Genomic DNA, 20,934 nt, shown 5'->3' on the forward strand with positions numbered 1-20,934 from the left:
CATGGAACTCGCGATCCTGTCCGTCAGTTTTCTGATCTTTCTCGTCCTCGGCGTGCCCGTTTCGTTCGCGCTCGGCATTTCGTGCGTGCTGACCTACCTGGTCGAAGGCCTGCCGATCGCGACCGCGATGCAGGCGATGATCTCGGGGATGAATGCGTTCTCGTTCCTCGCGGTGCCGTTCTTCATCTTCTCCGGCGAACTGATGCTGCATGGTGGCATCGCGGACCGGATCCTGCGCTTCGCGCAGGCGAGCGTCGGCCACTTCCGAGGCGGCCTCGGGATGGCGAACGTCGTCGCGTGCACGCTGTTCGGCGGCGTGTCGGGCTCGCCGACCGCCGATACGTCGGCGATGGGCGGCGTGGTGATTCCGCTGATGAAGCGCGAAGGCTACAGCGCCGCGTACGCGGTCAACGTGACGACGCATGCGTCGCTCGCCGGCGCGCTGATGCCGACGTCGACCAACATGATCATCTACGCGTTCGCCGCGCAGGGCATCACCGGGATGCTGCACGGCCAGCCGGTGAGCGGCGTGTCGATCGGCGACCTGCTGTTCTCGGGACTCCTGCCGGTGTTGTGGGTGATGGGCTTCGTGCTCGCCGCCGCGTACTGGCAGGCCGTGCGTCACGGTTATCCGCGCCGCGAGGACGGCTCGTCCGCGCTGCCGCGGTTTCCCGGCTGGTATGCGGTGCTGCGCAGCTTCGTCGGCGCGGTGCCCGGGCTGATGGTGATCGCGATCATCCTCGTGTGCGTCGCGAAGGGCATTGCCACCGCGACCGAAGCGGCCGCGATCGCCGTCGTCTACTCGCTCGTGCTGACCGCGGTGGTCTACCGGACGCTGACGGCCGCGAAGCTGCGCCGCGCGCTGTCGCATGCGGCGCGCACGACGGGCGTCGTGCTGCTGCTGATCGCGGTGTCCAACATGCTGCGCTTCCAGATGTCGTACCTGGAGATTCCGGATGCGATCGAAGGGCTGCTGAAGCAGTCGACCGCGGCGCCCTGGCTGATGCTGCTGTACATCAACATCATCCAGGTGTTCCTCGGTACGTTCGTCGACATGGCCGCGCACATCCTGATCACGACGCCGCTGTTTCTGCCGATCGCGATGGCGTGCGGCGTCGGGCCGGTGCAGTTCGGGATCATGCTGCTGCTGAATTGCTCGCTCGGCCTGGTGCACCCGCCGATCGGGTCGGTGCAGTTCGTCGGCTGCGCGATCGGCAACGTGTCGATCGGCGAGACGACGAAGATGGCGTGGCCGTACTACCTGGCGATCTTCAGCGCGATCAACATCGTCACGTACCTGCCGTTCTTCTCGACGTGGCTGCCGAGCCTGATCAGCGGGCACGCGGTGTTCTGACCGCACGCTTCGCCCGTCGCGGCGCCGGACGACCGAGGTTGTCCGGCGCCGCGCTCGCATCCGCGGTTCCCTTTCCCCACTTCCCGTCACTCCCATGAAAACGACTCTCCTGCGGCGCGCCGTTGCGGCGGCTGCGTTGACGATGGCGGCCTCGCTCGCGCACGCGGCGACGTATGCGTACGTGTCGAACAGCGACAGCCGCGACATCTCGGTGTTCGGCGTCGACCCGTCAAACGGTGCGCTGACCGCGATCGAAACCGTGCCGGTCGGCGGCGCCGTGATGCCGATGGCGCTGTCGCCCGATCATCGTCGCCTCTACGCGGCATTGCGCTCGACGCCGTATCGCGTCGTCAGCTTCGCGATCAATCCGCTCGACGGGCGGCTGATCGAGCTGGGCCGCGCGCCGCTCGCGGACAGCATGGCGTACGTGTCGACCGATGCGTCGGGGCGTTATCTGTTCTCCGCGTCGTACGGCGGCAACCTGCTCGCGGTGAACCGGATCGGCGCGGACGGCGTGGCCGGCGACGTGCAGCAGACGGTGAAGACCGGCCCGATGGCGCATGCGATCCGCCAGTCGCCGGACGGCCGCTACGCGTTCGCGTCGGTGCTCGGCGCCGATGCGTGGCTGCGGTTGCCGTTCGATGCGTCGACCGGCAAGCTGACCGACACGGGCGAGCCCGCGTATCGGCTGCCGGAGAAGTCGGGTCCGCGCCATTTCGTGTTTTCGTCGAACGGGCGGTTCGCCTACCTGATCGATGAACTCGACGGCAAGCTGCACGTGATCGCGCTGTCGCACGGCGACGCCGATGCGCGGCCGATCCAGACCGTATCGATCCTGCCGTCCGATTTTCACGGCGACAAGCCGTGGGGCGCCGACCTGCATCTGACGCCGGACGGGCGCTTCCTGTACGCATCGGAGCGCACGTCGAGCACGCTCGCCGCGTATCGCGTCGACGCGAAGTCGGGCACGCTCGCGCGGATCGGCACGTTCGCGACGGAGCAGCAGCCGCGCGGCTTTGCGATCGATCCGTCGGGCAGGTATCTGCTCGCGGCCGGGCAATTGTCGCCGACGCTGGCCGTGTACCGGATCGACGGCCGCACCGGGCACCTCGACGCGATCGGCAAGTATCCGGTCGGCAAGGGCGCGAACTGGGTCGAGATCGTCACGTACGACGGGACGAACTGAGTGGCCGAAACGGGCGGCATGCGTCACGTGCCGCTCGTTTCCGACACTCGCCAGCAGGACCACACGCGGAAATGCCTTTAATCGAATCAAGTCGGCGAGACGCAGGCCGTTAACCCATACAGTAAAACTTCAAGAACCGGTTCATCATGCGCGACCTGAAGGTAAAGAACAGTTTGCTCGCCGTGCTGGCTGCTTTTGCCGCGATGATCGTGGTCGGTGGCATCGTCGGGATCGCCGCACTCGGAAACGCGAACACGAACGCGAAGCGCCTGCATGAAATCGCCGCCCAGACGTTGCTCGTCAACGACGCATACAAGGACAGCACCCGTACCCGCTCGGCACTCGTGCGTGCCTACGCGGCGCTGAAGGAGCACGACGATCCGGCGCAGCGCGATGCGGCGCTGCAAAGCGCGCAGCGGACGTTCGATCTGTCCGCGAAGGAAACGCAGGCGTTTCAGAGCGCCCCGTCAGCCGCCGGCATCGACACCGACCTGAAGCGGGCACTTGTCGAATCGTCGACGCATCTCGCGACCGTCCTCGCACGCGCGACCGACGCGCTTCGCAACGGCGACACCGCCGCGTACGCAACGATCAACGACAAGGAGATCACCACGGCCGGCCAGGTCTACTCGGCGAACGTCGAGAAATTCCAGCGCCTCGCAAACCGGCTGTCGGAACAAACGATCGATGACGGCAACGCCGCCTACACGCGCATCATCGCGATGGTCGGCATCGGCGTGGCGCTTGCGCTCGCACTGATCGTCGCGACGCACTTCGCGTTGCGCCGGATCGTGTCGCGGCCGCTCGCGAACGCAGCCGCGCTGCTCGACCGGATCGCATCGAACGACCTGACCGTGACCGTACCGGACGCGGGCCGCAATGAAATCGGCCAATTGTTCGCGGCGATGAAGCGGATGCAGGGCGGTCTCGTCGCCACCGTCGCCGGCGTGCGCGACAGCAGCGACGCGATCCACACGGCCGCACGCGAGATCGCCGCGGGCAACCTCGATTTGTCGAGCCGCACCGAGCAGCAGTCCGCGTCGCTCGAGGAAACGGCCGCAAGCATGGAGCAACTGACGTCGACGGTTCGCCAGAGCGCGGACCATGCGCAGCAGGCGAGTACGCTTGCCGCGAGCGCGGCGGACCTCGCGCAGCATGGCGGCGAACTGGTTGGCCGGGCGGTCGACATGATGGGCGTGATCAATGCGAGCTCGAAGAAGATCGCGGAGATCACCGGGATGATCGACGGGATCGCATTCCAGACCAATATCCTCGCGCTGAATGCGGCGGTCGAATCGGCGCGCGCGGGCGAACACGGGCGCGGCTTTGCAGTGGTTGCGGGCGAGGTGCGCACGCTCGCGCAGCGCAGCGCGAGCGCCGCGCGGGAGATCGGGCAACTGATCGGCACGTCGATCGACGACGTCCGCAGCGGCAACGAACTCGTCGCGCAGGCGGGCCATGCAATGGGCGAGATCGTGTCGTCGGTGCGACGCGTGGCGACGATCATGACCGACATCACGACGGCGACGGTCGAACAGAGTGCCGGCATCGACCAGGTCGGCCAGGCGGTCAGCCAGATGGATCAGATGACGCAGCAGAACGCGGCACTCGTCGAACAGGCGAGTGCTGCCGCGACGGCGCTCGAGAATCAGGCCAGCGCGATGCAGGCCGCGATGTCGGTCTTTCGGATTGCGCACGCGGGCTGAGCCGGTGCCGAATCGGCATTGCCCGGAACGTCCGCGACAAGGCCGAAGCCTGAACAGCAAAAACGGTATCGCGGGCGGGCCCGCGAGCATGGCTGCACGGTAAACGATCAATCCTGCCGCGTGCCCGGCGCGATGCCGCCGCCCGATGCGTCATCGGCCGACCGATCGTCGCGCCAATGCACGAGCTCGCGCCACAGCGCCGGGCGCGCGTGATCCTGCGGCGGCAGCTCGATCACATAAGCGACGCCGCCCACGTTGACCACGACACCCGAGTCGGGCAGCGTGCCCGGGATGCCGGAGAACGAACGGTCGTCGGTGTCGGGTTCGGCCATGGAGTCCGGGCCGGGCGGGTGTCGAAACATCATGCGAAATCTCCGTGGCGCCGCGCATCGGCGCGTCAGTAGCGGACCCGCCCGATCAGGCCCAGCGGGTCGACGGCGTGCTGGATGGCGGCGGCGACCTGTCGTTGCGCGGCCGGCACGTGCTTGCGGTAGTACGCGATATTGACCGGCCCGACGCCGTGCTCCGCGCTGAAGCAGCCGCCCGCGCGCACGACGCGGTCGTACAGCGCGCCGCGCAGCGCCACCTGCTGCAGCGGCCCGTAGCGGTGCGCATCGGCGTGCGGGATCGACACGACGAGATGGCAGCCGCCATCGCCGAAATGGCCGAACGCATGACAACGCAGCGACGGATGCGCGGCGGCGAGCCATTGCTCGGCATTGGCGACGAATCCGGCCAGCGCACCGCGCGGCAACGACACGTCGAACGACAGCGGCATGCCTTCTTGCGCGACTGCGACTGGCAGCGCGTCGCGGATCCGCCAGAACCGTTCGGCCGGCGCACAGGCAGCATCGAGCACCACACGCTCGTTCGCGAGCACGTCGAGCGTCGCGACGGCGCGTTCCTCGAGCAGCGCATCGAGCCCGGGCATGCCGGTCGCGATCTCGACGAGCGCGTGGCACGCGGCGGCGTTGGCGTCGAACGGCACCCGCAACGCCGGAAACGCCGCGGCGACGCAACCGACCGCCGCCGCCGACATGAACTCGAACGCCGACAGCATCTCGCCGAATGCGCGCTCGAACGCGAGCAGGCCGGCGAGCGCCGCGTCGTACGACGCGAACGCGACGAACGCCGCGCACGACGATCGTTCGAGCGGCGCGAGCGCGAACGACACGGCCGTCACGAGCCCGTTCGCGCCGTTCGCGCCGATGAAGCACTGCGCGACGTCGAAGCCCGCGTTGCGCTTGCGCAGCGGTGCGAGCGCGTCGATCACGGTGCCGGCTTCGTCCGCCAGCACGACTTCGACGCCGAGCACGTTGCGGCGCACGTCGCCGTATTTGATCAGGCGGCTGCCGCCCGCGTTGGCGCCGACGAGGCCGCCGGCCGCCGGATCGCTGCCGAGGTCGATCGGCAGGCAGAGTCCGGCTTCGGCCGCCACGCGATTGAGGTCGGACAGCCGCACGCCGGCCTCGACCGTGATGCTGCGATTGGCCGGATCGAACGCGCGAACGGCGCGCATCCGCTCGAACGACACCACGCATTGCGTGCCGCTGCGATCGGGCACGGCGGCGCCGACGAGCCCGGTGCGCGCGCCCTGCGCGACGAGCGCGATCCGGTGCGCGGCGGCGATGCGAACGAGCGCGCGCGTGTCGGCGGTCGATGCCGGCCGCGCGACGCCGAGCGGCACGCCGCCGTATCGCGCGACGTCGGTCGCATACGGCTCGCATGCCGCGCCGTCGAGCCAGCCGTCGCCGAGTGCCGCGGCGAGCGCGTGCCGCTGCGCGGCGCGTTCGGGCAGCGCGCTCATCGTCAGTTCGCCCGCACCAGTTGCTTGCGCAGCCGGCCGCGCACGACGACCAGCGCGATCAGCGGCACGACGCCGCCCCACAGCGGGCTGTGGCGCATCGCGATCGACACCGCGAGCGCGACGACGGTGACGGCGAGCAGCACGAGCGACAGCGAGCGCACACGCGCGTGGTCGACCAACGCGCCGTCGACGAAGCCGCCGTCCGACCACGCGGTATGCACGATGCCGACCACCAGCACGCAGACGAGCATCGCGGCCGGCCCGAGTTCCTCGCCCCACAGACGGCTACCTGTCGGCGAGACGAGCGCGAGCACCGCGCCGATCACGAGGAACAGGTCGACGCCGATCGCGATGCTGTTGCGCTCCGCGCGGCGGATCAGCCACGCGCCGTGCACGAGCGCGAGCACGCCGCCGATCAGGAACGCGTGGGTCCAGCGCAGGTCCGGCTGCTCCGGGCCGAGCCGGCCGTAGAACAGGAACACGATCGCCGGCAGGAAGTTGCTCGCGTGCAGCAGGTAGCCGGTTATGGGATGGGTCGATTTCATCGGTGTCTCTCCTTCGTCGAAACAGCGGGGCGACGCGTCAAGCGTCGTGCCAGCGGAACAGCCGCGCGGCGGCGAACAGGAACAGCGCGGTGCACGCGGTCATGCCGAGCAGTTGCGGCGCGAGCTGCGCGTACGGCGCGCCGTCGACCAGCGCGCCGCGCAGCGCGACGGCGAACTGGTTGGTCGGCAGGAACGCGAGCCCGGCCTTCAGCCAGGCCGGCGCGTCGTGCATCGGGATCGTCAGGTCGCTGAAGAACAGCAGCGGGTAGTAGGTGACGTTGCACGCGAGTTCGGCCGCCGCGAGCGAGCGCGTGCGGCTGGCCAGCAGCACGCCGATGCTCAGCACCATCGCAGCGCCGAGCAGCACGATCGGCAACGCGCGCAGCCCGTCCGGCGTCGCAATCGGCAGCGCGATGCCGAACGCGACGCGTGCGACCATCAACAGCACGAGCGCCGACAGCGCCATCATCGCCATCCGCGCGACGATCAGCGCGGCGAGGAACACGCCGCGCGAGACCGGGAAGCACACGTACAGCTTGAACGTATTGCGCTCGCGCAGCGCGGCGATCGCGGTGGTCGTCGAGTTCAGGCCGATCGCCATGAACGCCATCACCAGGATGCCCGTCGCGAAGAACGCGCCGTAGTCGAACGGCCGGCGCGTCGGCGCGGCATTCTCGAAGCGCGCCTGCGCGGCCGGCAGCCCGAGCCGCTGCGCTGCGCAGCGCGCGAGCGCGATCTCGACGACCCGCGACGCGGCCTTGACCGCGAGCGGGCCGTTGAAGTCGTAGCGGATAGTCGCCGGCGTGCGTTCGTCCGCGCCGAGCACGACGGTCACGTGATCGGCCGGCGCACCACGGCCGCCGAACGTCGCCTTCACCGTGTCGCTGTGCGACAGGCTGTCGACGATCTGCGCTTCGCATGCGCGGCTGTACGGCGTCGTGCCGCCGGGCACGTCGAACGCGATGTCCGCCGTGCCGAGCGAGCCCGATCCGCCGAACGCGAACAGCATCACGCTCAGCAGGAACACCGGGAACACGAGCGTCCAGAACAGCGACGAGCGGCTGCGCAGATAGCCGAGCAGCTCGTTGCGCACGAGGATCAGGAACACCTTAGTCATGGGTCGGGCCCTCGGTGCACAGGCGCAGCAGGTCGCCCAGCGTGCTCGGCGCGAGCGCGAGATGCTGGATGCCGCGTTCGCCGACGATCCGGTGCACGTTCGGATGCAGCGTCGCATCGCCGAACGCCTCGACCACGTGCGCGGCCGACACGCGTACGCCGGTCACGCCCGGCAGCGCCGCGAGCCGCTTGCGCAGCGCGCGCGCATCGGCTTCGTCGCGGCAATGCAGGACCGCGCGCGCCTCGCCGACGAGCTCGGCGCGCAGCGTGTCCCGCTCGCCCTGGTAGCGCACGCCGCCGTCGCGCACCCAGACGAGATCGTCGACCACGCTCAGTTCTTCCTCGGAATGGCAGATCATCGCGACGCTCGTGCCGCGCGCGCGGTGGCGCAGCAGGTCGATCACGACGCCCGCATAGCGGCGGTCGAGGCCAGTGAACGGTTCGTCGAGCACGGCCAGCTCGGGCCGGTGCGCGAGCGCGACGTGGAGGTCCACGCGCTGGCGCTGCCCCTTCGACAGCGCGCGGCACGGCTTGTCGAGCAGTTCGGCAATGCCGAGCGCGTCGGCGATCGCCGCATCGGTGTGCGCGTACATCGCGCGGTGCAGCGCGACGATTTCCGAGACGCGCAGGTGATCGGGATACTCGACCTTCTGCAATTGCGCGCCGATCCGCTGCAGCGAGCGCGAATCGCGCATGAAGCGTTCGGCCGGCACGTCGAGCACGCGCACGTCGCTGCCGCCGCGCCGGAAGCCGAGCAGCGTTTCGAGCAGCGTGGTCTTGCCCGAGCCGTTCGGCCCGACGATCGCGGTGATCGCGCCGAGCCGGAACCGCACGTGGCGCGCGGAAAAGCGGAAATCGCCGGCCGTGACGTCGATCGCGCGCGCCCCGAGCGCCGCGCCCGGCGCATGCGCGTCGGGCAGCGGCGGCGTGCCCGCGCGTTGCGGCCGGTCGAACGCGGCGGGCGGGCCGAACATCGCACGCACGGACCCAAGAAACGAAACGCTCATCGTCGGCATCCTCAGTCGAACAGCATGACCTGCGTGTCGCGCGCGCCCCGGTACGGGTTGCGGCCGTGCGCGACCAGCATGTTGTCGACGACGAGCACGTCGCCGGCCTGCCACGGGAACGCCCGCTCCTCGTCGTCGAGCGCGTCGTAGATCGCCACCAGATCGTCGAACGGCATCGGCGCGCCGTCGCCGTAGCGGATCTCGTACGGGAATGCGGCGCGCGCGCCGTACATGCGCTGCAGGTAGCGATAGCTGAGGTCGCCCATCGAGCGCGGGTTCGGGTGCTGCGCGCTCGCCTGGTTGAACCACACCGCCTCGCCGGTGCGCGGATGCGTGCGCAGCGCGCTGCCGACGTGCGACACGGTCACGCTGCCGTCGTCGAGCCAGCGGCAGCCGACGCCGCGTTCCGCACACAGCCGCTCGACTTCGTCGCGCTTCGTCGTGCCGAATGCGTCGTCCCACGGGCGGTGGTAGGCGGCGAACGGCAGGTTCGGATTGGCGGCGAGGCCGTCCGCGCGGTCGCCGGGCGCCGCGAAATTGCGCAGGTACATCACGCCGCGTTCGGCGAACCGCTCGCGCAGCGCGGCCGGCACGCGCGCGGTCACGCGGCGCATGTCGCAGATCGGTGTTTCGCCGCCCGCGTCGGCCGGCTGCCGGCAGTAGAACGCGACGAGGCGCGGAAAGGTGGGCATGTAGGCCATCTCCTGGTGCAGCCCGATCCTGAACGGCGGCGGCATGCGGGTCGACTCGTAGACCTGGCCGTCGATCTGCCGGCGCGGGGCGGCGCCGGCCGTATAGCCGTTCGCGTGCGCCGGATACAGCGCGCCGAGTTGGCCGAATGCGGCGGTGTCGGGCACCGCGAAGCCGCGCCACAGCAGCGCGCCGCATGCGTCGAGCAGCGTGTCGATCGTGTCGAGCCGCGAGCGGTACCACGCGACGAACATCTCCGGCGACGTCGCGAGTTCGGCGCTGCGCGGCGTTACGCACAGCGGCAGCGTCGCGCCGGGCGCGAGCGCCGCGCAGTGCACGTCGTCGGCGCCGAGCCGCGCGGCGGCATGGGCGGCGAGGAAGGCGAGATCGGTCATCGCTCAGGCCAGCGCCGGTTTCTTCAGCAGGATTTCGAAGCCGAGCGCGCCGAGCCCCGCGCTCGGGCTGTAGATCGATGCAACCGCCGCGAGGCCGGCCGCGGCGACGAGCGCATGCGCTTCGTCGAGCGTGATCTTTTCCTCGACGTGGGTTGGCGGATAGTCGGCGGCCGCGCGCATCTCGGTGAAGCGGTCGAGCAGGTGCTGCGGCGCGTCGCGGCGCATGTCGTGCACGAGCGCGATGCCGCCCGGCTCCAGCACGCGGTACATCTCGGTCAGGCTGAGCGCCTTGTCGGGCAGATGATGCAGCGTCGCGCGGCCGACCGCCATCGTCAGCGTGCCGTCGTCGAACGGCAGCGCGAGCGCGTCGCCGACGCGCATCTCGATCGTGTCGTCGAGCCCGAGTTCGCGGATGCGCGGGCGGCCTTCGTCGAGCATCGCCGGATCGAGGTCGATGCCGACGTAACGCCAGCCGCGCATCGCCGGATCGGTCGCGAGCCGCACCGGCACGACGCCGGTGGCCGTACCGATGTCGGCGATCGTGCCGGGCGTCATCCCGCGCGCCAGCTGGCGGATGCGACTGATGAACAGCAGGTCCCAGGGTTCGAGCGTTTCGGTGGCGAAGCGATCGTAGTCGTTCGCTGGGCGCAGGTTCTTGAGCAGCATGACGTTCCTTGTGCGAAAGGGTGAGGGTTCACAGCCAGCCGACCGGCACGGCGGCCAGCAGCCGTCGCGCGGTCGCGCTGTTGACGCCGAACGCGGGGCGGCGGCGCCGTTCGACCGCATGCGCGGCCATCGCCGCGATGCGCGCGCCGAGCCCGACGCCGACGCCCCACGACGGCGCGGCGACGCCGAGTTCGAGCAGCGTCGCGGCGGTCAGAAAATCGATGTTCGGCCGCAGCGCGCGGCGCGCGTCGGCCTGCGCGCAGCACGCGTCGAACAGCGTCACGTATGCGCCGTCGAAGCCGCATGCCGCGAACCGGCCGCGCATGTGCGGCGGACGCGGATCGGCGACGAACAGCGGATGGCCGAAGCCGTACAGCGTGCGTTTCGCGTCGAGCGCCGCATCGATCGCCGCGCCCCCGGCCGCATCGAGCGCGGCCGGCGGTGCGCCGGCGCCGCCCGGCACCGACCGCGCGAGCGCCGCGAGCCACTGCATCGCTTCGAGCGCCGCGCCGACGTGCGACGGCCCGCTGGCGAGGAAGCCGGACGCGATTGCCTGCACCAGCGTGACGCCGGTGCCGATCGCGACGCGCGGCGCGAGCACGGTCGGCGTGATGTAGCCGAAGCCGGCGTGCCAGGCGACGAGCAGCATGTCCATTGCCGCTTGCGCCGGCGCATCGCCGCGCGTCGCGCCGGTCAGCACGAGCATGCGTTGCGCTTGCGTCGCGGCCGCATCGAGCGATGCGCGGCCGGCCGTGCCGGCGGCGAACGGCCGGCCCTCGATCGCCGCGTGCAGCAGGAACGGCGCGGCGGCCGCGCACAGCAGCATCGTGTCGAGATCGGCATCGTCCGGCGCCGGGCCGCGCACGCGCCCGATCACGTCGTCGAGGCCGCGCAGCAGGCCGGCCGCGGCCGCGAACACCGGCGCGACGCCCGCCGCGCCGAGGTCGGCCGCGACCGACTGGGCGACCGAGCCCGGCGCCAGCGCGTCGGCGAACGCCGCGAGTCGCGCACCGAGCGCCGCCTCGTGCGCGCGGTGCTCGGCGCTGCCGGGCGCGACGTCGAACCACAGATGCGCGAGCGCGCCTTCGAACGTCGTCGCGCCGATCAGCACGTTCAGGTCGAGGTCGCGCACGCGCAGCGCTTCGGGGTCGAGCGTCGCGCCGTCGATGTCGGAGCCGCGATGGCGCGTCGCCGGGCGGCCGAGCAGGTTGCGCGGCGCATCGCCGGCCGCGCTGACGGAGGTGCCGGAATCGAGTGTCGTGTCCATGTCATTCCACCGCGGCGAGTTCGTCGCTGCTGACGCTGATCGCCGCGTGCGCCATCGCGGCGATCACGGCCGCGTGCTGGTCGACGACGGGCAGCACGTTCGCGAAGTAGTAGCGCGCGCTTTTCAGCTTGCCGCGATAGAACGCGAGCTCGGCCGGCACGTCGGCGGTATCGGGCGCGTCGAGCCGGCGTGCGGCGATCGTCGCCGATTCGAGCAGCACCCACGCCGACGTGACCACGCCGAACATCTCCAGGAAGCGCGTGTAGAACTGGCTGCTGCGATGCGTGTGGCCGTCCTGCACGTCGCGCGCGATGTCGTCGAGCGCGGCGGCGATCCGGTCGGCGCCCGCGCGCAGCGCATCGAACAGCGGCCGCAGCTCCGCATGCGTGCCGGATTGATGCTGATGGGCGAGGAACGCGTCGAGTTCGTCGCGGTAATACTGGATCAGCCGCGAATGACGGCCGAAGCCGAGCTTGTCGCGCACGAGGTCCTGCGCCTGGATGTAGTTCGTGCCTTCCCAGATCGACAGGATCTTCACGTCGCGCGCGTTCTGCTCGACGGGGCTCGCGTCGGTGTAGCCGAGCCCGCCGTGCACCTGGATCGCCGTCTCGCAGATGCGCCACGCCTGGTCGGAGATGAACGCCTTGCAGATCGGCGTCAGCAGCAGTTGCAGCTTGCGATGGCGTTCGATCTCGGCCGGGTCGGCGTCGGGCGTCGCTTCGAGCATCGCCGCGCGCGTCGCGGTCGCGGCGAGCTTGCCGAGCAGCCCGCGGCAGCCGTCGACGCGGCTTTTCATGTCGACGAGCATGCGCTGCACGTCCGCATGCTCGACGATCGCGACGCGCGCGGCGTTCGTGTTCGACGCGCTCTCGATCGGCCGGCCCTGCAACCGGCGGCCCGCATACTCGACCGCGTGCAGGTACGCGCTCGACGCGACGCCGACGCCGAACATCCCGGTGCTCATCCGCGCCTGGTTCATCAGCGGCATCAGTTGCAGCAACCCGACGTTGCGCCGGCCGCCGAGCAGCCAGCCCTTGGTCGTGCCGTTCGCGCCGAACACGAGGTGCGTGTTCGCGCAGCCTTTCAGCCCCATCTTGCGCGGCAGGCCGATGCAGTCGACATGGTTCGGCCGCAGCTCGCCGGTTTCCTCGTCGGGCCAGAAGCGCGGCACGACGAGGCACGACAGCGAAAACGAATCCGGCGACGCCGTATCGATGCGGCCGAGCACGAAGTACAGCGTGTTTTCGGTCAGTTCGTGCATGCCGGCCGAGATATAGACCTTCTCGCCGTCGATCGCGTAGACGTCGCGTTCGAGCGGCGTCGCGCGCAGCGCGACCGCGGTGAGGTCGGTGCCGGCCTGCGGCTCGGTCGCGCAGAAGCACGCATCCCAGCGGTACGCTTCGAGCGGTGCGACGAGCGCTTTCTGGTGCGGCGTGCCGTGCATCTGCAGCAACTTGATCGCGGGGCGCGTGAAACCGCCGTAGGTCATGAACGACGGATTCGCGCCCATGAACATCTCGTAGATCATCTGCGTGACGATCGGCGGCAGCCCGTGCGCGGTGCCGAACAGCGTGTTCGACCACTCGTCGCGAAAGCGCGCCCACAGCGCGTGGAAATGTGAAGGAATCCGTACCTGACCGTCGTCGAGCAGCGCGCAGCCCTCGACGTCGGCCTGCTGGTAGCTGCGGCCGAGGTCGAGCGCGAAATCGCGGGCGCGTTCGAGCAGCGCATCGACCGACGCGCGATCGTGCGTGCTGTACGGCCCATGTTCGAGAAAGTGCCGGTCGGCCTCGAACAGTTCCCACAGAAAGAAGCGCAGTTCGCGCAGGCTGACCTTGTACGCGCTCATCATGCGTCTCCTTCGATATCGAGCGCGGCGTCGAGGCCGCCGGCCAGATCGACGACGGCGGCGGCGGCCGCGCCGTGCAGCGCTGCATCCCAGACGAGCACCGTGCGGCGTTCGCCTTCGTCCAGTGCGCCCGCGAGCCGGATCAGCGCGGCGGCCGATTCGGCGGACGACAGATGGCCCGACCCGTCGTGCTGGATGCGCGCGGCGACCGGAATCGACGCGGCGTCGGCGACGCGCGCCGCGAAGCCGGGATCGAAGCCGGGCGGCACGCACCAGTCGATCTGGCTCGCGCGCAGGCTGGCCTGCTCGAGCGCACGGCGGATCGCGCGGGCGGCGACCGGCGCGAGCGTGTCGCGCAGCGTGGCCGGCGCATCGGCCCACGGATCGGCGATCGACGGCCCGAATTCGAGCGCGACGGCCCGCACGCCGCCCCACGCGGCCGGCTCCGGCGCCGGGCCCGCGCGCGACACGAGCAGGGCGGCGGCCGCGTCGCCGTAGCCGACCAGGTCGCCGAACTGGCGGAAGAACGGGTAGAGCCACTTGTCGCTGAGGATCACGAGCGCCTGGTCGCCGTCGTCGAGCAGCCCGTCGAGCAGCATCAGCGCCGAATACCAGCCGAGCGTGCCGTTCTGGCCGAGCGCGAACGGCGTCACGCGCTGCAGCCCGAGTTCGTACTGCATGCGGCCGACGACCGAGTCGCCGATGCCTTCGTTGAGTGCGCTGCTCGCGACGATCACGTGCGTCGTGCGCGCAAGCGCGCCGGAGCCGAGCTGGTCGCGCAGGTCGAGCGCCGCGTCGGCGGCCAGATCGGCGAGGCTGCGCCCGGGCGGCGCGACGCGCAGCGCGGGTCGGCCGCCCGGCGCGAGGCGCGTGCCTTCGTCGGGCGTCAGCGCGCCCATGCCGCGCGGCCGCGCAAAGCGCGCCTGCGGCAGCAGCAGGTGCCGGTAGCCGGGATGGCGCTCCTGCGCCTGGATCGCGCTGAACACGACGGCGGGCGGCAGCACCACGACGCCGCCGGACAACGCGAGCGTGCCGGGTGCGGCGACGCGGGGCGCGCCGAGACAGGTTTCATCGAGCGTCGACAGGGTCATGCGGCGGTCTCCTCGAGATTCGGGCGCGCGAACGCGTCGCGATACTGCGTTTTCAGCGCCGGTCGGTCGATCTTGCCGTTCGGGTTGCGCGGCAACGCCGGCAGCGGCTCGACGACGAGCGGGTTCATGTAGGTGGGCAACGCGTCGCGGCACGCGCGTGCGATGTCGGCGCGGCAGGCGGCGGCGTCGAGCGTCGACACGACGCACGCGGCGATCGCCTCGCCGAGCGCCGGGTGCGGCACGCCGAACACGGCGGCCTCGCGGATGTGCGGCAACGCGAACAGCACGTCCTCGACCTCGGTCGGGCTCACGCGATAGCCGGACGTCTTGATCATGTCGTCGCCGCGTGCGACGAAATACAGGTAGCCGTCCGCGTCGCGCCGCACGATGTCGCCCGACCACACGGCGACGTCCGGGCGCGGGATCTCGCCGTGCCGGCGCGGCAGCGGACGAAAGCGCTGCGCGGTCAGCTCGGGCCGGTTCCAGTAGCCGAGCGTGACGAACGCGCCGCGATGCACGAGTTCGCCGGGTTCGTCGGCCGCGCACTCGCTGCCGTCCGCGCGCAGCACGAGGATCTCCGCGTTCGGCACGGCCTTGCCGATCGACGTCGGGCGCAGCGCCGCGTCGGCCGGCGCGAGGTAGGTCGAGCGGAATGCCTCGGTCAGCCCGTACATCAGGTAGGGCGACGCCTGCGTGAACAGCGCCTGCAGACGATGCAGCAGCGGCGTCGCGAGATGGCCGCCGGTATTCGCGAAGCGGCGGATCCGCGTGCGCGCGGTGTCGCTCCAGCCGGCGGAGGCGAGCTGCATCCACAGCGGCGGCACGCCGGTGATCGACGTGACGCCGAACGCGTCGCAATGGCGCGGCACTTCGGCCGGCTGCAGGAAGTCGAGCGGCGTGTAGCACGCGCCGGACGCCAGCGCGGTCGTGAGCTGGCTCAGGCCCGCATCGAAGCTGAGCGGCAGCACGCCGAGCACGACGTCGTCTTCGGCGAGCCCCTGGTACGCGGCGACGCTGAACGCGCCCGACACCAGGTTGCGGTGCGACACGACGACGCCTTTCGGCTTGCCGGTCGAGCCGGACGTGTAGAGCAGCGCGGCCGGATCGTCGTCGACCGGCCGGCCGGCCGGGGCCGCTGCCGATGCCGGCGTGTCGGCGCCCGGCGAGTCGATCGCCTCGGCCAGTGCCTCGATCAGCATCACGCGTTCGCCGACGAGCGCGGCGAGCGCCGGCAGGCGCTTGAGCCGCTGCGCGCCGGTCACGAACAGCGCGGCGCCGCTGTCGGCGACGATGTGTTCGATCTGCGCTTCCTTCAACTGCGGATTGACCGGCACGAAGATCGCGCCGAGTGCGTTGGCCGCGAGCATCGCGACCACGGTTTCGATGCGCTTGGGCGCATAGATCGCGACGCGTTCGCCGGGCTGCACGCCGCGATCCGCCAGCGCGGCGGCGGCGCGCCGGACCGCGCGGGCGAGCTGATCGTAAGTCAGTGTGCCGCCGCCATCGGCATACGCCGGACGCTGCGGCCAGCGCTGCGCGCCATGTTCGAGCAGGTCGGCGACGCTGATCAATGCGTTCATGATCGGCTCCTCTGGATGGTCTAGGCAGGCCGCACGTACACGTGCGCGGCTTCGTGGGACAGAAAATGCGGCATCGAGTACGTGCGGTGATACGCGCCGCAGCGTGCGAACACGGCGATGTCGCCGACCTGGGGCGGCGCGCCCGTGTCGTCGCGGCCGATCACGTCCGCGCGGCTGCAGGTACTGCCGACGTAGAGCGTCGGCACGCCGCGAGGCGGCGGCGCGGGTGCGCGGCGCACGAGCGACGGCGCGGCCAGGCGGCGCATCACCGATTCGGTCTGCGCGAGCAGGAACGCATGCGACAGGCCGCCGTCGCAGACGGCAATCGTGCGGTCCTGCCACGCCTTCACCGCGACGACGCGCGTCGCGAACACGCCCGCATCGGCGAAGATCGCGCGGCCGGATTCGTGGGCGAGCGAATACCGGCCGGCCAGCGGCGCGAGCGCGGCGGCATAGCGTTCGAACGCGGCGTCGCCCGGATGATCGTCGGCAAAGCCGCCGCCGAGGCTCAGCGAGCCGAGCGGCGCACCGTTGGCCGGTGCGAGATCGCGGGCCAGCGCCGCGAGCAGCTCGGGCAACACGAGCGTGTCGGGCTGCGTCGCGTCCTGGCGGATGAACGAATGCGGGCCGGAGAACACGTGCAGCCCGGCCACGGGCAGACCGGCGGCCGCGAGCGTGCGCACCGCGTCGTGCGCTTCGTTCGGCGTCATCCCGAAGTGGTCGTGCCACAGGGGCCGCGCGTGAGCGCCTGCCAGCGCGCCGGCGTTCACGCGCAGCAGCACCGCGCCGGGCGTGCCGCCGCCGGCCGCCGCTTCACGCGCGAGCGGCACGAAACGCGCGACCGCGTCCGGGTTGTCGAGCACGAAATGGCAGCGCGACGCGAGCCCCGCACGCATGAACATCTCGTCCATCGACGGATTGTTCAGGTAGCGCGGCGTCTTGATCCGGCCGATCACCGCGTCGAGTTCGCCGCGGCTCGCGAGTTCGACGCCGTCCTCGTACGCATGCGCGCAGCGCGCGAGCATGTCCTGGTTCGGGTTCGCCTTCAGCGACACGATCAGCCGCGTGCCGAGCCGCGCCTTCAGCGACCGGTAGCGGGCGATCGCGACGTCCGGCTCGTACACGTAGCACGGCGTGCGCAGGTCGGCGATCCATGCATGATCGCCGGTGACGGGAAGCGGGCGCTCAGGCGTCATGGCGGCCCACCGGATGAAGCGTGGCGGCCGCATACGCGCCGCAGTTCGACTGCATCACGCCGAGCACGCGCCGGCCGTGCGCGACCGCATCGAGCCCGACGTCGGCCAGGTTGATCGGAAAATCCGAACAGCACGCGTGGCCGCGCGCGTGGATGTTTTCCGCGTACAGCCGCTCGGCCGGCACGCGCATCGCGCGGCACAGCGCGTTCCAGCCGGGCAGGTCGGCGTTGTGCGGCAGCACGAGATCGTACGCGTCGAGCGCATGCGGCTCGAGCGCGACGGCCGCGTCGATCGCGCGGCGCGTGTACGGCCACTCCATCATGATTAGGTCGGCCTCGTTCGCGGCGACGGTGTCCGACCCGCGATGCCATTTCGCGTGCGTCTCGATCGCGATGCCGCCGAGCCGGTTCTTCGTGCTGTTGCGCGCGATCAGCATCGCGGCCGCGCCGTCGCACTGCACGCCCGTCATCTGCCGCATCCGGTAATCCTCGCCGTACACGCGGTCGGACGACACGACGAGCGCCGCGTCGAGCTGCGGATGGCGGCGCATCAGCGCGCGCACGGTTTCGATGCCGGCCGCGACCGACACGCAGTTCAGTTGCGCGACGGAGCCGAGCCACAACGGTTCGATGCCGAACCGCGCGGCCACTTCATGCGGCAGGCTGCGCGGCGCCGGCGGCACGCTGAACTGCTGCGTGTGCACGTGCACGATCGCGCCGACCTCGGACGGATGCACGCGCGCGGTGTCGAGCAGCCGGCCGACCGCCGCGATCGCGAGATCGGTCTCGCTCGTGTCGAGCGCCATATGGAAATAGCGGCTGCCCGACTGCGCGATCGCGGCCGCCCGCTGCGCCGGATAGTCGCGTTCGGCGGCCCAGGCCTCGATATCGACGGGCAGGCCCGGCAGCTCGTAGGCCACCGCGTCGATGCCGATCCAGAAGCCGGCGTCGCGGGATGCGTGTGAGGAGGGCATCGTCATGTCAGTTGAGCGGCATCGCCGCGTAGTCGAGGACGTCGAGCTTTTCGAAGGTCGCCTGCACGGTCGGCGTGAGCAGGCCCATCTCGCGGATCGTCGGCACGAGGCGCCGGAAGATCGAGCGGCGGATCGAACTCGACACCGGCGATTCGCGCACCATCGCGCTGCATTCGCGCTTCGACAGCCCCATCGGTTCCCAGATGTCGTCCGCGCACAGGTGCTCGTACAGCACGGCCGCGCCTTCGCAGACGAATTCCTCGCGCTCGCGCAGTTCGTGCGAACTCATCTCCGCGTACACGCGGCACAGCGTGATCCGGCCGACCGCGAAGTGACGCGCCTCGTCGCGCTGGATCCGCACGAACAGGTCCTTGATGAACGGATCGGTGCTGTACGCGACGACGCTCTGGAAGATCGACAGCGCGATGCCCTCCACCAGCACCTGCATCCCGAGGTTCGTCATGTCGAGCGCGCTGCTCGTGATCGTGTCGTGCAGCAGCCCCTTCAGCGAGCGGCTCATCGGGTAGCTGACGTCGAGCTTCTCGTTGACGAGCTTCGCGTACGCCTCGACGTGGCGCGCTTCGTCCATCATCTGCGCGGCCGCGCACAGCCGCGCGCTCAGGCCGCTCTCGGCCGATGCGAGCTTCGACGCGCAGATCAGCGCGGCCTGCTCGCCGTGCAGGATCTGCGACAGCAGCCAGCCCTGCGCGTGATGGCGCACCTCGCGCTTGTCGGCGTCGGCGAGCTTGCCCCACAGCTCGGTGCCGTAGATCAGGAGCGTCGGATCGGGCATGCCGAGCGGATTCGCCGGGTCGAGGTCGTGGCTCCAGTCGACGTCGGTCGCGACGTCCCACTGCGCGGCCTTCGCCTTCTCGTACAGCCGGTTCAGCGCCTCTTCGCGCAGCGCGTAGTCGTTCGACATCAGCGCGTCGACGGGCATCGACCAGCGGATATCGGCCGTGTCCTGCATCACGGTAAGCGTGTCATTCATGTCAGGGTCTCCCCGGCCGCGCGGCGGCGCCGGAATGTTGGGCGGAATCGGTGAACGGGGCGGCGGCGCGCGACGCGCCCGGGTGCGGTTCGAGCCGGATCGCATAGGCCGGCCACGCGCCGCGCAGTTGCGCGTCGAACGCATCGGCGAGCCGCGCGGGCCAGATCGCGCAGCACACGCGGTTGTCGCCGGCGAATTCCGCATCGCGCAGGATGCGGTCGCCGATCCAGACGACCGGCGCGCCGCGCGCGGCGTCGCGCAATGCTTCGTCGTACAGGTGCACGCCGAGCAGCACGTGCGGGGCGAGCAGTTCGGCCGGCAGCGCGCCGAAATACGGCGCACAGACTTCGATGAACAGGCGCGCCTCCGGATGAACGGCCTCGCGAATCCGCGCCGTGATTTCCGCGAGGAATGCGAAATACTGGACGTGATCGAGCAGCACGCGGCGTTCGCCGCCGGCCACGTCGTACGTATTGCCCGCGTCGTACGCATCGCCGGCCGCTTCCGCGAGTGCGGCGCGCGCATAATCGGCCGGCGTGTCGAGCGGCATCCGGTACGCGCTGGCCGCGACCGCGACCGGCTGCCGCGCGTCGCGCGCGATCCGGTAGGTGAAGTGAACGGGTCGCACCATGTCACGCCTCGCCGTCGAGAGAGAACGTCGCGTCCGGCGCGAACGCGACGTCGGCGATCGCGTAATAGCCGTTCAGCGCGAGCGAGCAGACGGCCCCGCGGCGCGGCGTGTCGCCGTCGCGGTGCGCGAGCAGCACCGACAGCCACGGATCGCTGCCGAACGCATGACCGAACACGCCGTGACCGTCCGGCAGCAGCGGCGTCTTGCCGACCGACGCGAGCAGCGCGCGGCGCGACGTGGCCGGAAAGAACGGCAGCGCCGCGTGCAGCCCGGGGCGTGCCGTGCAGAACGTACGGATGTCGCGACCGAGCCGCACGACCGCGCTGGCCGGCGGCGCGGCATCCGCGATGACCGACTGCGCCGGTTCGCGGCCGACGTCGACGAGCAGCGTGCAGACGCCGAAGCCCGAGCGCCCCCATGCGGGATTGCCGTGCCAGTACGTATAGCCGTGCACGTCGATGTCGACGATCTGCAGCAGCAGCGTGCGCGGCCCGGTCTCGGCCGCGGTCGCGAGCGTGCGGCGCAGCACGTAGCCCCAGCCCGCGCATTCGTACGAGCACGTCATCCAGTCGGGCGTGTAGTCGTTCGCGCCGGCGAGTGCCTGCGCGAACACGCGATGCTGCGGCGAATCGTTCATCAGCAGCATCGACAGGATCGTCGAGCTGACCACGTAGTCGTCCGCGCCGATCGCGCCGCACAGCCGCTCGCGTTCGGCGCACGCCAGCGTGCCGATCGCGCGGGCCGTGTCGTCGAGCGGCGCGGCCACGCCGTCGCGCGACGGCGCGACGCGCCGGTACGCGAGCGCCTGCACGGTCAGCGCGGTCGCCGGGGCCGGCTGGACGACGGCGGCCGCCACGGGGGCAAGGGGCGCGAGCATCGTCGTA

Annotated in this window: 19 protein-coding genes; 3 read left to right on the forward strand and 16 right to left on the reverse strand. The window is 70.7% G+C overall.

All coding sequences use genetic code 11. From position 1 onward, the window contains the following. The first annotated feature begins 1 nt into the window (after position 1). The 3 genes from C4B30_RS00495 (at position 2) to C4B30_RS00505 (ending at position 4,246) form a co-directional block, all read left to right on the forward strand. Positions 2-1,354 (forward strand): TRAP transporter large permease, encoded by a 1,353-nt coding sequence (locus C4B30_RS00495; RefSeq protein WP_027786430.1) that lies wholly within the window; start codon positions 2-4, stop codon positions 1,352-1,354. 94 nt (positions 1,355-1,448) lie between these two features. Continuing rightward, positions 1,449-2,540, forward strand: a complete 1,092-nt coding sequence (locus C4B30_RS00500; protein WP_027786431.1) for a lactonase family protein — start codon at positions 1,449-1,451, stop codon at positions 2,538-2,540. A 146-nt stretch (positions 2,541-2,686) separates the two neighbouring features. Continuing rightward, on the forward strand, positions 2,687-4,246 hold the full coding sequence (locus C4B30_RS00505) for a methyl-accepting chemotaxis protein (RefSeq protein ID WP_027786432.1): 1,560 nt from the start codon (positions 2,687-2,689) through the stop codon (positions 4,244-4,246). Positions 4,247-4,353: 107 nt separating this feature from the next. On the opposite strand, the gene C4B30_RS00510 is transcribed toward C4B30_RS00505, so the two are convergent. The 16 genes from C4B30_RS00510 to C4B30_RS00585 are packed head-to-tail and all read right to left on the reverse strand — an operon-like array spanning position 4,354 to position 20,927. After that, positions 4,354-4,611, reverse strand: coding sequence for a hypothetical protein (locus C4B30_RS00510; protein ID WP_027786433.1), 258 nt, complete (start codon positions 4,609-4,611; stop codon positions 4,354-4,356). A gap of 32 nt (positions 4,612-4,643) precedes the next feature. Continuing rightward, a complete protein-coding gene (locus C4B30_RS00515) occupies positions 4,644-6,053 on the reverse strand; it encodes an FAD-binding oxidoreductase (RefSeq protein ID WP_027786434.1) in 1,410 nt (469 codons plus the stop codon). A 2-nt stretch (positions 6,054-6,055) separates the two neighbouring features. Then, a complete protein-coding gene (locus C4B30_RS00520; protein ID WP_027786435.1) occupies positions 6,056-6,598 on the reverse strand; it encodes a hypothetical protein in 543 nt (180 codons plus the stop codon). A 37-nt stretch (positions 6,599-6,635) separates the two neighbouring features. Next, the gene (locus C4B30_RS00525; RefSeq protein ID WP_027786436.1) at positions 6,636-7,715 is read right to left on the reverse strand and encodes an ABC transporter permease; all 1,080 of its coding nucleotides are present in this window, start codon (positions 7,713-7,715) and stop codon (positions 6,636-6,638) included. Beyond that, positions 7,708-8,721 (reverse strand): ATP-binding cassette domain-containing protein, encoded by a 1,014-nt coding sequence (locus C4B30_RS00530; protein WP_027786437.1) that lies wholly within the window; start codon positions 8,719-8,721, stop codon positions 7,708-7,710. Before C4B30_RS00530 ends, C4B30_RS00525 begins: the two co-directional genes overlap by 8 nt. Positions 8,722-8,732: 11 nt before the next feature. Beyond that, on the reverse strand, positions 8,733-9,806 hold the full coding sequence (locus tag C4B30_RS00535; RefSeq protein WP_027786438.1) for a TauD/TfdA family dioxygenase: 1,074 nt from the start codon (positions 9,804-9,806) through the stop codon (positions 8,733-8,735). Between the two features lie 3 nt (positions 9,807-9,809). Further along, positions 9,810-10,472: a class I SAM-dependent methyltransferase gene (locus C4B30_RS00540; RefSeq protein WP_027786439.1), complete on the reverse strand. Its 663-nt coding sequence runs from the start codon at positions 10,470-10,472 to the stop codon at positions 9,810-9,812. A gap of 28 nt (positions 10,473-10,500) precedes the next feature. Next, positions 10,501-11,739 carry a citrate/2-methylcitrate synthase gene (locus C4B30_RS00545; protein ID WP_034185520.1) on the reverse strand — a complete coding sequence of 413 codons (1,239 nt, stop codon included), beginning with the start codon at positions 11,737-11,739 and terminating at the stop codon, positions 10,501-10,503. Position 11,740: 1 nt separating this feature from the next. Next, positions 11,741-13,588, reverse strand: coding sequence for an acyl-CoA dehydrogenase (locus tag C4B30_RS00550; RefSeq protein WP_027786441.1), 1,848 nt, complete (start codon positions 13,586-13,588; stop codon positions 11,741-11,743). Continuing rightward, a complete protein-coding gene (locus C4B30_RS00555; protein WP_027786442.1) occupies positions 13,588-14,679 on the reverse strand; it encodes a hypothetical protein in 1,092 nt (363 codons plus the stop codon). Before C4B30_RS00555 ends, C4B30_RS00550 begins: the two co-directional genes overlap by 1 nt. Next, positions 14,676-16,259: an acyl-CoA ligase (AMP-forming), exosortase A system-associated gene (locus C4B30_RS00560; protein WP_027786443.1), complete on the reverse strand. Its 1,584-nt coding sequence runs from the start codon at positions 16,257-16,259 to the stop codon at positions 14,676-14,678. The genes C4B30_RS00555 and C4B30_RS00560 overlap by 4 nt, the downstream gene beginning before the upstream one ends. Before the next feature lie 20 nt (positions 16,260-16,279). Next, positions 16,280-17,455 (reverse strand): PLP-dependent decarboxylase, encoded by a 1,176-nt coding sequence (locus C4B30_RS00565; RefSeq protein ID WP_027786444.1) that lies wholly within the window; start codon positions 17,453-17,455, stop codon positions 16,280-16,282. Next, the gene (locus C4B30_RS00570) at positions 17,445-18,434 is read right to left on the reverse strand and encodes a 3-oxoacyl-ACP synthase (RefSeq protein WP_034185521.1); all 990 of its coding nucleotides are present in this window, start codon (positions 18,432-18,434) and stop codon (positions 17,445-17,447) included. Before C4B30_RS00570 ends, C4B30_RS00565 begins: the two co-directional genes overlap by 11 nt. A 1-nt stretch (position 18,435) precedes the next feature. Further along, a complete protein-coding gene (locus tag C4B30_RS00575) occupies positions 18,436-19,419 on the reverse strand; it encodes a ferritin-like domain-containing protein (RefSeq protein ID WP_051421441.1) in 984 nt (327 codons plus the stop codon). Between the two features lies 1 nt (position 19,420). After that, positions 19,421-20,050 (reverse strand): hypothetical protein, encoded by a 630-nt coding sequence (locus tag C4B30_RS00580; RefSeq protein WP_027786447.1) that lies wholly within the window; start codon positions 20,048-20,050, stop codon positions 19,421-19,423. 1 nt (position 20,051) lies between these two features. Next, complete coding sequence (locus C4B30_RS00585; protein ID WP_027786448.1) at positions 20,052-20,927, reverse strand: hypothetical protein; 876 nt, start codon at positions 20,925-20,927, stop codon at positions 20,052-20,054. Positions 20,928-20,934 lie beyond the last annotated feature (7 nt).

The sequence above is a fragment of the Burkholderia sp. BE12 genome (assembly GCF_002959955.1).
GTDB lineage: Bacteria > Pseudomonadota > Gammaproteobacteria > Burkholderiales > Burkholderiaceae > Burkholderia.